This is a genomic window from Geobacillus thermodenitrificans subsp. thermodenitrificans DSM 465 (assembly GCF_000496575.1).
GTDB classification, from domain to species: Bacteria; Bacillota; Bacilli; order Bacillales; family Anoxybacillaceae; genus Geobacillus; species Geobacillus thermodenitrificans.
Genome location: NZ_AYKT01000029.1, coordinates 1 through 13,326 on the forward strand (window position 1 = coordinate 1; position 13,326 = coordinate 13,326).

General features: G+C 35.8%; 7 protein-coding genes and 2 pseudogenes. 1 reads left to right on the top strand and 8 read right to left on the bottom strand.

Annotated features, from left to right (window positions below; translation table 11 throughout):
- Nucleotides 1–1,032: 1,032 nt before the first annotated feature.
- Nucleotides 1,033–3,081, bottom strand: coding sequence for a DUF2357 domain-containing protein (locus DSM465_RS0116995; protein ID WP_029761858.1), 2,049 nt, complete (start codon nt 3,079–3,081; stop codon nt 1,033–1,035).
- Between the two features lie 9 nt (nt 3,082–3,090).
- On the bottom strand, nt 3,091–5,262 hold the full coding sequence (locus DSM465_RS0117000) for an McrB family protein (protein WP_029761859.1): 2,172 nt from the start codon (nt 5,260–5,262) through the stop codon (nt 3,091–3,093).
- A gap of 640 nt (nt 5,263–5,902) precedes the next feature.
- Between DSM465_RS0117000 and DSM465_RS18640 the strand changes: the two genes are divergently transcribed.
- Nucleotides 5,903–6,802, top strand: coding sequence for an HNH endonuclease (locus DSM465_RS18640; protein ID WP_051358549.1), 900 nt, complete (start codon nt 5,903–5,905; stop codon nt 6,800–6,802).
- 216 nt (nt 6,803–7,018) lie between these two features.
- Here the strand turns inward: DSM465_RS18640 and DSM465_RS0117010 are convergent, their stop codons facing one another.
- From DSM465_RS0117010 to DSM465_RS19175, 6 genes and pseudogenes are all read right to left on the bottom strand, one after another.
- Nucleotides 7,019–8,509, bottom strand: coding sequence for a hypothetical protein (locus DSM465_RS0117010; protein ID WP_029761861.1), 1,491 nt, complete (start codon nt 8,507–8,509; stop codon nt 7,019–7,021).
- 13 nt (nt 8,510–8,522) lie between these two features.
- Nucleotides 8,523–8,996 (bottom strand): hypothetical protein, encoded by a 474-nt coding sequence (locus DSM465_RS0117015; protein ID WP_029761862.1) that lies wholly within the window; start codon nt 8,994–8,996, stop codon nt 8,523–8,525.
- Between the two features lie 176 nt (nt 8,997–9,172).
- Nucleotides 9,173–10,186 (bottom strand): annotated as a pseudogene (locus tag DSM465_RS0117020) (ISL3 family transposase); the annotation flags it as partial.
- A 5-nt stretch (nt 10,187–10,191) separates the two neighbouring features.
- Nucleotides 10,192–10,758, bottom strand: a complete 567-nt coding sequence (locus tag DSM465_RS0117025; protein ID WP_029761864.1) for an SIR2 family protein — start codon at nt 10,756–10,758, stop codon at nt 10,192–10,194.
- A gap of 112 nt (nt 10,759–10,870) precedes the next feature.
- Nucleotides 10,871–11,149 carry a SunI/YnzG family protein gene (locus DSM465_RS0117030; protein ID WP_029761865.1) on the bottom strand — a complete coding sequence of 93 codons (279 nt, stop codon included), beginning with the start codon at nt 11,147–11,149 and terminating at the stop codon, nt 10,871–10,873.
- A 336-nt stretch (nt 11,150–11,485) separates the two neighbouring features.
- Nucleotides 11,486–12,504: pseudogene (locus DSM465_RS19175) on the bottom strand (type I restriction-modification enzyme R subunit C-terminal domain-containing protein); the annotation flags it as partial.
- Between the last annotated feature and the right edge of the window lie 822 nt (nt 12,505–13,326).

Below are 13,326 nucleotides of genomic sequence, written 5' to 3' on the forward strand. Positions count from 1 at the left end.
ATAGTTTGGATAAACTTTTGAAAAACTCATTATTATAAATTCTGTGTGTGGTCATCATGCATCCTCCATCATTTTAAATATTCATATTCGCCACAACTTATTACTCAATTATACCAGTATTTGTCATGTAATCACTTGATTTTATTCGTTAAATATTTCGAGAGTTGGTAAGGGCTAACGCAAGTGCACGGATCATCAAGTGGGTGAAATGGAACAGGTCTGGAAATCGGAAAATGATGTTTTCCCGAGATCCGGACCTGAATCGGACATTTATTTTTGATTGAGGCGGGATCACATCTGTAATTTTCACTTTGCCACACATTCTACGTGTATTGAGTGGTGATCGCAGACATCAGGACTTGTAGCGGTGTTCACCTAATCCGCTTTTGATAAGGAAAGAACAGCGGGAAACAAGACAAATCAGCCATGACATTGAAACATAATTCCAAAACAGAGGAGGTTCTTTTGGGAAGTTACTTTCCCCCATTAATGTTCAAGCATCGCGCAAAAGAAAACCTATACGGATTGATAAGGAAGGAAAAAACGGATCATTCGTTGTAACAAAGGGTATGCACGAAATAGCGCTTACATACCCTTAATTGCTAAATATCTAGGGCTATAGACGTTTTACAAGCACCTCGCAACGATCCACACGTGCCTACTTGAGGTAACATCAAGAATATAACAAAGAAAGTGCGTCTGCCGCCGCTGCCGTGTCACTACTTGGAGCTACTGTTCAATGGCCCGCACTGCCCTTTTTGCTGTTCCGAGACGACCTAGCCCACAACTTTTTAGTTTAGCATGCAAAGATTTCGCTCCGCTGTTTCCTATTTGTAGACTAAGAAATTCCCGATATTCTTGCTCATTGATCCCTGAAACGGATACACGTATTCATGCAATGATCGTCGATTCCAGTCCCAGTTGACGGATCAAGCCCCTTGCACAGCGGACAGACCATTGATTTGAAAAATGAAGTTACACAACTATTCTTCAGTGTGATTTTTTGAATTGGCTTTGGTCTCAACTTTGAATTCAGGTAATAATTGTTCCTTTCAAAATATTTTCTTGTATACTGAAAGATAACTGATGATTTGCAGTTTTATTACACATTGGACAGTGAACATCCCAATTATTTTTAACTTGTAGATTATAGTTATTAGTTGGATATTTATAAAGAGGTCTTGGATATTTGTAAATCCTGCCGTTAATTGTAGTGCTTCTCAACCCCCTGTTATTGTAAAAACAAGAACTGCAAAAATTAGCAACCCAAACCTCTTCACATTCTTGACAAATATAAGTTGTCTTCCATCTTAATTTGTTTCTGTAAGGTTCCCTTTCTTCCCTTATCCCTTCTATTTCTTTTCCGCATTTTGGGCAACAATTTTCAAAATGACTACATTCATGCAACAATCTTTTCAGATAAATACTTAAATTCTTATTTTCAGATGGAGTGAAATAAAAATGTGCAAGTTTGTGTTGATGACCACTTGGATTTAACGTTTGATGCTTAATATTCCAATTCAACGAGTCTACATCAGTATGAATTAGCGTAGCCGATTGTAAATGAATATGGGGTGTACTACGAAATAAATTATTTAAATAGCGAGTCCCCGAATGTTCTAAATCATCTAGAATTGCTTTTCGACCTCTCGGCATTTTGCTGTAGCATTTATATTTTGCATCTAATGTATGCATGTACCACTTCTTTTTATTTTTATTATAGAAGCCAATAACAAAATCAGGTTTATATCCTGTATCATCGAATGTATAATCATAACAAAGCAAGATATCAAATGGCCTGTCCATTAATCTAAACCGCTTCTTATATCCGCTAATCGTTTTTTGATTTATATACTTTTCCTGTACATCTTTCATAAATTCATTCTGATTTACACCCCATTGACTCATTTGCTCAATGATTTTTAATAAAATCCAAATCTCATAAAGTGTTGGCGACTTTACTATTGACTGAATAAAAAGCCGAAATGTCTCCGATAAACGGGGAGATAAATTTTCATATGCAACATAAATGGAATAGAGTTCACTATAAACAGGATGCATGCGAAAAAGATGTGTCTCTTCTATGACTTGTGGCTCGCATTGCAATAAGGGTTGGTTTAATAGCTCACTAACCTTATCCTTCATTTCTCTCCATATACAAATCCTGCGTTGTAACTTCTCACAATCAGAGCGCACAATTTCGATAAGGCTACGAAAATTTGATGACAAAGAGGAAGACTGCTCCATCTTTTCTACTTCTTCTAGTTGCTGTAGCTCGTTTTGCAACGAACTCAACTGTTTTTGTTCAGCAGTTAACTCCATGTCGATTCGTTGCTGAAACTCTTCTACCATAAACCGAATCATACGATGTTCTTTTATATCTGTTGTTTTCTCGCTTATAAGCGCCATGATTTTTCCATTTTTTCTAATTTCATTTTCAATAATCATAAAAGTCGTCCACTTTTTTACTTGATGTAGATTGATTTTCTTTTCAACCTGAATCAATTCTTGTTCAGGCATTTTTAAAATCTCATTAAAACAGTCGAAAAATTGATCAAAGAGTTCTTGAAATTGTTGTTGTGGATAAAGAGGCATTTGTATTCTTCTTAAACAATTCTGATTATTATAATCGATTTGTGCAAGATCATAGGAGAACAATTCAAATAATCTTCGAACCTCCTGTTGCATTTGTTGATATTCTTCGATAGACATGGTTCCAGGAGTAATCATGACTGTGGCTTTCGTTATCTCATTACCCTCTTCATCATACGCAATAACATCAAAGCTACCGCCTGCATTAATCCCAAAGATACTGTCTGTTGTTTTAGGAAAACCGTCTTCCATCCATTCTTCTTCCTTGTGATACCAAATACCCGATTCTTCATCGAACGTTAATCGGGCAACTTCTATATCAAATTGTCTCACAACAATTCGGCTTGCGTTTTCAACACAAACACCAATTTGGGTTATTCTTTTCTTAATCTTGTTATATTCACAAGTAAAATACGTACTTCCGTCAAATTGAAGTTCATCATAGATCACTAATCGATCTTTTTCCTTTGCAACATGGTAAAGCTTCACCTTTTCCACCTACCAAAACGTCACTGTGTGTTTTGCCTCTAACATAACCTTTAATCTTTGATAAGATCGTGAATAAGGACTTAATTCGTTTAGGACTTTATCGTAAATCTTGTCAAATTCTGATCTTTTTATTTCAATTCTAGGTAGAATTTTTCCTAAAATAATATAATCAATTAATTCTTCTTGTTCCTCTTTATTTTTGGCATACTTTAAAAAGTTACGAACATGTTTAATTCCTCGACTATTTAACGAAGCATTTGGATAATCTTCAAATAATTTAGATATTCCTTTGATTTTCTCAACTGTATCGTTTACAGCTGCATCGTCTAGGAACGGTGATGTAAATGTCTCGTAGTCCATCTTGATCTTTCCAGTTAGCGGTTTCAGCTTCTTTTTTATTTTTTCTTTTTCATCAGATTTCAAGTGTCCCACTTCAATTATAAAGCTTCTATCTATCACTTTTGGGCTTAGCGGTTTTACAGTATGATCCATATTTAACGTGCCAACAAAACGGACATTCTCAGGTATCTTAAATACAGGTGGATATAGCTTTATTAGATCTTCAGCACTTTTTCTTTGTTCGATACTCGCTCTCTCATCCCTTAAAATAAACTTTGCAATTTCCAAATATCTTTTTGGATATAAATGGAGTACTGGTGTTTTCTGCTCGCGTGCGCTTAAGATCTCTGAAAAATAGTATTCAATATGAGCTAAGTTCATTTCATCCAAACAGATTAAAAACAGTTTTGATTGATTTTGTTCCTGCGCTGCTTCAGCTAGTGCTTCCATAAACGGAGTGGGAACAAACGTTTTATCTATCGGATGAAAATATCCCAACAAATCTTGTGTATCAGTCCAGCTAGATTGCACTGATATCATACGCACTTCTATATTTTCAACTGCTCTTCCCAAAGCTTGGACAATACTGGACTTCCCCGTTCCTGATGGCCCTGAAAGTAACGTTAAGATATTCGCTTGTAAAGAATAAATAAAAGTTTTTATAATCTCTTCCTTATAGATTAAATGTTGATCATCATTATAATAAAATAATGATTGTAAATGCGAGATAAATTGTTCACGTTCATACTCGATCACTGTATAAGTCTCATTTTTATTTGGGGTGGTCTGCTCTTCAATCTCGATCATTTCATCAATTTTTTTCATTATATGAAACCATTCTCTACGCTTTTCATCCAGTTCTTTTTCTTCTATTAACAATTTTTCCTTTTCTCTCCTTATTCCATCCCTTTCTTTTAACAATTTTTGACGTATATCACTACTTATATCTAATAATTTTTGCATTATTAATGTCGCGATTTGTTCATCGTTTTTATCATCTATTCCAAAGATTTTACGGATTTTCTCCATATATGCTTCAATATATTCATTGTCAACAAATTCTGAGAGTGCCTGCTGTAATGTTTGTGAAAGAATCTGTGCTCCATCGAAATCCACATACAACAATGTATGCATATATCGTTCATTTTTGTTATCAGTAAAATAAGCAGCTACAATGTCCCCTACTTTTATTCGTTCCTTATCTTTTAATGTGTCGATCGAACGTGACAATTCCCATTCAGAATCTAGAAAAGGATGGGGTAACATTTCAACATCCCCATTCTTATTTAAATGAATCGGTACTCCTATGATCTGCTTAGTATCTATACTTACTATCTTTAATAATAATCTACCATTTAGATATTTTTTAAATTCAGTTACAAACTCGCTAACCAATTCACTATTTAATAAGTTATTACGATATGCTTCTAACAATTTATTTTTTAAATCGCCGAGCTGATTATTAAGCCAATTCAAATACTTTTGACGCCCACTAATAGAAAAAGTATCTAGATATTTTTGATTAAATTTAAGTATTCCTTGCGAGATCAAGTGATTCTTTAGATCCTTTATAGAGCCTATTTCCTCATTTTTAATCGCATCTTTTAACTTTTCAAGAATATTAACCCAACTTTTTATCGTATCAATATTCATCTCTATGTTCTCAAAATAGGTTTTAAAGTTTTTCTTTCTTCGATTCTTTGTCCCTTCCCTTATAAATAAAATTACTTTTTCAATCACATCAGTATCGATTATATTCTCTTCATTTAGTAAGAAATTTTGCATATCCTGAAACGAGTCAACATAACTCAGTAATTCTTTATCTTCTGTTATTTCCGTCATAACAATCCCTCCCCATAACTACTTCTTCCTAACAAACATAAACTATTGGTTGAGACCCTTGAATGTTTCTTTTGTCTGATATAATACTCAGTCTGCCATTTGTATAAATAACTTCGATTTATGTACTTTTCTTACTTCTCTATTAACAGTAGAGCTTTAATCTATTCAATTCTATCCACCAATTTCTTAGTTACTATCGATACCATAATTTACAACCACTATTTTAGTACAAAAGTCCAAAAACAGCAAATCTACCTATATTTCCTAAATCCCTCACATTTAGCACCCTCTCAAATAAAATCATCTGATTCGTTCCAAGAGAAAACAATATCGCGATGCTTCGTCTCTGCGGAAGAAACATTTTCCTCTGCCATGTTTCTTGAAACTCCCCTCTTTTCGCAAATGACTTAAACCCCAACTTATTTAGGAATATAATGCTGTTTATCAAATAAGTCTTTGTGACTATAATAGTGGATATGTTAACTAACGCAAATTCGTCATCGAGGACCAACGAGCTATTGGCACGACCGTTTCGGAAGAGGTTGCCAATACGGTATTATAGGAAGGAAATAAAATTTAGACGTTAGAAGTTCTTTATTTAAGAGAAGGAATAAATCTTTAATCACAGAGGAGAATGGCGATGGGGTTGTTTCGTTCAATTGAAAAAGGAATTGGAACGGTTGGTGGAAGTGTAATCGGTGGTACAGTTAAGGTTGTAGGCAAAGCTGTCAGCAGCAAATGGCAAGGTGCTGGTGAGTGGTTGCAGGAAGTGGGTGATAACGTTCAAGTCGCCTCGAAAATAGCTTTGGACCATTTCGGTCAGTTTATAGATGGAGCAGTTCAAGGCACATACGGAGTTATAAAAAAGGACGACTATTATAAACAAAAAGGATTACACGATCTAAAAGATTCCGCTGGTAAAACAATGAAAGGAATCAGCACAGCTCTAAAATACACCGTTACTAATGTGGGGACTGCATATAAAGGATTTACAAGCGGTGATAAGGAGCAGGCGTTAAAAGGATTGAAAAATCTCGGCAAAGTCGTTGCTGTTTCTAGTCTTGCGATCGGAATGGTCGATGTGATAGATGGAGCTGATATTGTAGAAGCGGAAGATATCGAAACCATAAACGATCACTTAGACGGGTATGAGCATCCGGAAACAGGTGTGCCATTTGTTGAAAAAACGGTGGAACTGCCAAACGGACAAGTGGTTGAAGGCACATTTCCCGTTTTTGATTCTAAATTCAACGTTATTATTGCCGAAGATTTGTATTTAGAAAGCGATGAGGTCCATTTTAAACTGGCAAACGATACATTGTATCGAGCGATTCAAGAGGATCCAAGCCTTGCCCACCAATTAGAATTATCGCAAACTGATGTACAAGCTCTTGCCAATGGGCAAACTCCAGAAGGCTATACTTGGCATCATAACGAAGAACCTGGCCTTTTACAGTTAGTCGATGAAGACATTCATGAACAAACTGGACATACAGGCGGCCGTTCCCTTTGGGGCGGAGGAAATGAGCATCGCCAGTAAGAGAAAAACCGCAGTGCTGCCAATGAGGCAACGCTGCGGTTTTTCATTTTAATACTTCTTCGATGATTTAATTCAGGACGTATTTGAACAGTGGACCGATTTTCTGATCGCTCTCCAATCACCTGTGCAACATCATTGACGTGGGACAAAAAGGGACACAACATGGCTCTCTTTCTAATTTTCTTTTTGCACAATTATACGGACTTAACTCAACAACTAAACTGATTTTAAAATATCGGATATATAATCCACTACAAAAGATTTCTTAGCCTTAGTTAAATATGCATACTGAATAACTTCAAGTTTTTGGAATTCCCTGTTTTCTTTTAAATAATTTAACAAGTTTTTAATTTTCTCTTTTGGATAAGAAGGAACCAATTGATTCAAGAATTCAAAAATTAAAGATATTATCAACTCCTTATGTTGATTATGATTATTATTTATTAGACGGTCACAATAATCAACAACATAGCGCGACTTATAAGAATTAAACAAATATTTAAAACTAAAGGTCAAATTTTTAAAAATTGATTCATCAATTATGGAAAAATTATTAATAAGATGAATTGCCTCTTGAATCAATTTGTTATCTTCTTTACCGGCTTTGAAATTCCCTTTAGAGTATTTATCAATTAATTTGTTCCAAAATTCCAGAATTCTGTTCTCAGCATCACTTTTTGAGACTCCCTTGGCAAGTTGTTCAACCCTAATGTTAGAACAATATCTTATCATTGTTTCAATAATTTCTACATCCCATATCTCCAATGATTTTTGCATTAACAGATTTCCTGTTTTTTCTTCAAAACCGTTAATATAGCCTATTATAATATGATGTCCCAATTTTTCTTTAATATTTTTGTCAATAAAATTCTTATACTCTAAAGCAACACAATAATTCTCTCCCATTAATTGATAAAAATCAAAATAAATCACTCTCGAACTAAGATATCCTGTCATCAAATATTGCCACATCTCATGATCAGGATTTATAGATTTTAACTTCTCTTTTGTCCATTTTTCATCAACATATGAAAAATTTGCAATGTATTCACCGAAGATAATATAACTATCAATACAAAAATTATTCATAAGGTGTTCCAGAGTAGATTTAATGTTTTTCTCCCAGATCAACTCATAGTTAGGTAAATCTACTCTTTTTATTTTTAATGCTAGCTCAAGCAAAGCTGTTACATACTTTCCACCTAAAGAATTCAAAGAGTAAAACGAAATATCATTATTGCTAAATAAATGATCCTCAATAAGCGCAAAATTTATTTTTCCCAAACAGGCACTCATAAAATTAATGATCAAATCACAATGTGCTTTTGTAAAATTAATTTTATCATTAGATACTAGATCAATGATGAAGTCAAAGCCTTTCTTTAAGACACCTATATGGGTCATAAGATAATTTTTTTCTTCTTCAAATCGGAATTTATCTTTCCAAAAGTCCTCTTCAGCAGTGTACAAAATTAAAAACTCTATAACCTTTCTATAGTCCAGTTCAACATTTTGTTTCACTAACTCACTAAATCCATCTAGTAAATAGTAAATAAATTCATACTGTAACTCATTAAATTCTTTAAGGTCATTGATAAAATAATCAGGGTAACTAATAAGAGCATTTTTTATTTCTGTTCCAAATCCCCTATAAGAAATTTCTTTAAAATCATCAGAAATTACTTCGGTCTCTCTAAAACCCTTCATTTTAGTTATTAATTCATTTATTTATTGGCATTTTAATTATTTCTTGACTTGAATATGGAGACATTTGTTCTATCCAATGAACGCCCGTAAATCGTATTGGTGGATAAAGCTCAGTATCCACACCTGTGATTTGTTTAGTTTCAATTAATTTTTTCCGAAAGAAAGATACGTTTCGTAAGGCTTGATAACGTTTCTGCCTCCATTTTAGATCATAATATTGATCGTCTCTTTCTATGAAGATGTATTCATTTTTATTTATAATACCATCTAATATCATAATGTACTTCATATTGATTTCTTCATTTAATAATTCAAATAAATGCTTAGTCTCATCATCAAAAATGTAGCTTCTAAATATATAATCAAATAAATCAACTTCTGTTTCTAACAAATTCAAGAAAGAGCATTTTAATATATTCCACTTTTGAACAATTACAAAAATGGAAAGCTTTTTTATGATGTCATAATTACTTTGGGTCTTCACCATTTTCTGTGATTTCTACTCAATCCTAGAGACATGTTAGCTGGATGAAATAGGTTCATCAGTCAGGATCCTTCTTCCGCATACAGACCACGAAGTTGGTAGAATGGAAACAGTCAAGTGCTTTCCTTGACGGGTTCCATTCTACCAACTATCATACCGATAGCGGAAGAAGGGAGTGTTTAGGCAGCCTGACTACCTGTAGTGTTCCCTGTACACTCCAGAAATACACGTAAACGAAACCGTTCTAGATTTCGATAGCCATATGCCCGGCGTTTGATGTTTTTGATCTTGTGATTCGTCCCCTCGATTCGGGCATTCGTATATGGGCACAAAAAGTAGGAAAGAATAGGCTCTTTCCACCTTTCAAGCGTGTTGGCTGCTTCCTGAAAAGAAGCAAAAGGGCTCTGTTTGGCTAACTTAATCCATTCTTCCAAGCGTTCCTTTGCTTCGTTATATCCATCGGTTCGGTAAAAATCCCGAAACAACTCTTTCAGATAATAAGCAATGGAAAGTACCGGATACTCCTCCAAGATATCGTCTAATCGAAGCCGTTGGTCCTTACGAAGCTTTTCACAGCCTTTTAAGAGAAGATATCGAGCCTTTTTCAATGGAGAAAATTCCTTTCTTGCTTGATCCAAGGCTTGTGTCACTTTTTGAACCACATGGTACTTATCGATGACAATCGAAGCAGATGGAAACAGGGCGCGAACCGCCTTATGATAAGGTTCCCACATGTCAAGAATCACCGTTTGGACCATTTCTTTCGATAGGCCATTTTGGCTCAACAAGTTGATGGCGGAGTCACATTGGCGATCGGCATGCATTCCCATGACCGATCCGGCTCTGGCATCCATCAATACGGTTTCATACTGATGTCCCTTTTTTACAGCGATTTCATCTAAACTAAGCACCATTCCTTCTGGAGAAGAGACCTCCGTCGCTGTTTGACGCTCTTTTGCTTTTTTCGATGCGATGGAGTAATAAATGCGTTCCAATGTTGTATATGGAATACGGTGCTTTCGGCTAACCTCTTGAATGGTGGAGCCTTCGCAAAGTTCATACAAGTACTCACAAAATCGATTGGTGTAGTGTTGATTGGGTAGAATCGATTCCAAAGAGGCGGAAAACACTTGGGAACAATTCCAGCACCGATAGCGCTTTACTTTTACGAACAAGTACACCGGTTGATGAACATGAATTACGTTTTGGGGTTTAAGAATATCCTTATTAAACTCACTAATATCATAATACACTTTTTTAATCCATTATCGTGTGTCTTACTATCATTAGTGTTATCAGAAACAATTGGTTCATTATAATCTTCTGCAATCAAATCCAATGCATTATCATAGTTAGTTGTTAAATATATTGCATTTAGTCTATATAATTTTTCATATAACCTTCCTTTTAACACATCACTTTTATTTGTCATAAACCATGACTTATATTCTTCAGCAAGCTCCTTCTCTAATAGATTTTTCTTAGCGATATATTGACAGATAGATAACAATTTCTTGGTATCCTCTGTTTTCAAACTTTCCTTTGTTTTAAAATCCATTAAAGTCATTTGTTTGTTTTTGTAAATAAACTCTAGATATTTTAATGCAAATTCCCTCCAACTTGGCATTCCTAGATGAACAGACATTCCTGCTCCAACAAAAATAATAAGCTTACCGTTTTTCAATGCTTTTAAAATGGGATGAGAGCTTGTAAGGGTTTCAAACACATAATTCTTTATTTTTTCTCGATCAAATTCCAAGTTCATAAGCAATCACCTAATTATAAATTAAGGGTATTCGGATTTTGTAGTGGAAAGTTGTTTTGTCGTTTTATTTTAAACAAAAGTTTGCTTTTACACTTGGCATGGAAATAGAATTTCATTTCTGTTTGAGTTTATCGTTTATAAACGAGCAGATTTTATTTTTAATGGAAACTGCATCAGTCGTAAATAAAATATAGGTGTTAGAATGCGTTTGAATGACAACTCTATCCGTTTCACCATATGGTGTACCAATTCTGATAGCTGTTTTCTCCTCCCCACCATAAGTATCGTCAAGTGTTACTTTTACAATATCAGAAATGGGTATTTCTATTTTCGATAGCAACCAACTAATCACTAAGTTATCATTTAATTTTTCTACTTTTATCCCTAACATAACATTTCCTCCAGTCTTCTGTTACTGTTATAAATATAAATAATACTTATTTGAACGAATCCCTCATTGGCGGGATAAACTTTTGTTCCAATACAATTATCAATATGTTTCCACCACATAACCGATGAACCTAAATTAACAGCATAGATTGGATATTAATTCCATTTAAAGTTTTTTTATTGACAAGCACGAGTTCGATACTTTATTTATTCGAAATAAGGCACCTTTGAGATGCTTCACCCTCAAAGATGCCTTAACACCGAAGAAAAACAAAATATATTGAAACGTTAGCAACAACCCCAACGGGCTAACTAGATACCACAAAGAATGCTTTTGCTACGCCTCCATAATATCCTCTGAATTTCGGTTAATCTCATCAATAATGCTAATGATCCTCCGCGCGTCATCCATGTTGTCTTTAAAGAGTTCAACAATGCTGCCGACGGTTTTAAACGGTTTCTCCTGCAGCACCCGCTTGTCCATGACTCCGTTTTTCACAAAATAATCGACAATCAGTTTGACAAAACGGCTTTGCTGAATGTTCAACCGCTCGCTTGACAAAAATTCGGAAAACACTTCATTGGCAGCCTGCGGGTCAAGGCCGACGATTTGGCGGACGAACTTTGTAATCGGTGTATCGCCGAATTCTCTTTGATAATCGTCTTTTGTGCCAAGCTCGTTCCAAAGGATATGCTCAAGCGTTTTCAAATCTTGCACCGTTAACTTTTTGTTGTTTCGTAGCTTTTAAATGGCCATCTGGTCGCGATGTTCATGCAGATAATGCTCCACCTTTTCCGATAACTTTTCAGATCATTGACAGTAAACATTGGACCGTTTTCTTTGACTTCTAGCACTTGGTCTTTAAAGTTCGTATAGTAAATTTTTTGCGTTTCTTTTTCAAGGAATTTCACTAAATCGCGCAACGCTTCGCGAACAGCTTCCAATTCAAAACTATCGGCTTCGCTCCAAAACTCTTCCGTCTACACCTTTTCGATGATGCATTTTTGTTCCTGCACTTGCGGAATCGATCCGAGCTTAGATAACGCTTCTGTGGTGCGAATCATGCTCCGAATTGGCTTCGTCGCATTTTTTGTTTGCAACTTCGCCAACTCAACTGTATACATCAGCAAATCAAAGCGCTTGGCCAGTTCATCATCGTTGAGCGGAACAATGAGCGGTGCAATATGTTCTTTGATTTCATTGACATCCATCGCCGTTAAACAGTTCCATGCTTCCCGGTTTTGGAACTTGTGTACATATGGGATATGTTGGCGTACGCGGAAGTTTTCTTCGTTTAGCCGACGGATTTCCGCCACCACTTCGTCAATCAATGCATGGCGATAAACTGTATACTCTTACAGTATCGTTTCAATCCCTTATAGGTACGATAAAAACAAGCCGGCCATAACATCGAAATTCGTGTGGCTCGGATGTTTCAATTCCTCATAGGTACGATACAAACCGGAGAACGGTTTTACAATTCGTTATACACAATAAAAGTTTCAATCCCTCATAGGTACGATACAAACCCACCCACGATTTTCCGCATAGGCGAGCCCGATGAGAAGTTTCAATCCCTCATAGGTACGATACAAACCCAAAAAGTGCTGTTATATCAAGCTTTTTCATCCCATGTTACCTTCAGAATAACACGGTCGAAAAATTCCGTCAATCATGTTCGTCCATGATGGCTGTAGGGAATCAGCAACAAAAATAAGTGTCGTCGACCCCCTGGGATTTTTGCACGATTGGAGGTCGACGACAAACGAAGTTCGCTTCTTGCTTCCTCGAGCCCTCACATGAGCCTTTTCCTTTTGCTGTTTTCCACTACTTCCATCAGCAATCCGAGCAGCTCACCCATCGCCGTCACGTCGCATCATTTCGCCACCATCCGTTTCGCGATGTCCACCTTTCCTTTCTCGATTCCTTGCCGCTCGTACGAGGTGATCCACTCCATTCCTTGTTTCGCTTCCTTCGTCTCCATTGGTTCACCTCGTTTCGTAATTGGCGCTCCTCTTCCTCAAATAATCACAAATACGTCTCGAACAGTCCGAACAACCGCCGCTGCCTCGTCTCGTCAAGTCCCGTTGTTGGTTCATCCTACACATAAATAATAAATTTTTCCCGTTTTATTTGATTGGATATCCAGAATATTGCTCTTGTTTTCCTCTTTTTTC

Excerpts from the sequence above, each read along its gene's own strand:
- DSM465_RS0117010 (WP_029761861.1), bottom strand. The coding sequence starts at position 8,509 with ATGAAGGGTTTTAGAGAGACCGAAGTAATTTCTGATGATTTTAAAGAA.
- DSM465_RS18640 (WP_051358549.1), top strand. The coding sequence starts at position 5,903 with ATGGGGTTGTTTCGTTCAATTGAAAAAGGAATTGGAACGGTTGGTGGA.
- DSM465_RS0117000 (WP_029761859.1), bottom strand. The coding sequence starts at position 5,262 with ATGACGGAAATAACAGAAGATAAAGAATTACTGAGTTATGTTGACTCG.
- DSM465_RS0117015 (WP_029761862.1), bottom strand. The coding sequence starts at position 8,996 with ATGGTGAAGACCCAAAGTAATTATGACATCATAAAAAAGCTTTCCATT.
- DSM465_RS0117030 (WP_029761865.1), bottom strand. The coding sequence starts at position 11,149 with ATGTTAGGGATAAAAGTAGAAAAATTAAATGATAACTTAGTGATTAGT.
- DSM465_RS0117025 (WP_029761864.1), bottom strand. The coding sequence starts at position 10,758 with ATGAACTTGGAATTTGATCGAGAAAAAATAAAGAATTATGTGTTTGAA.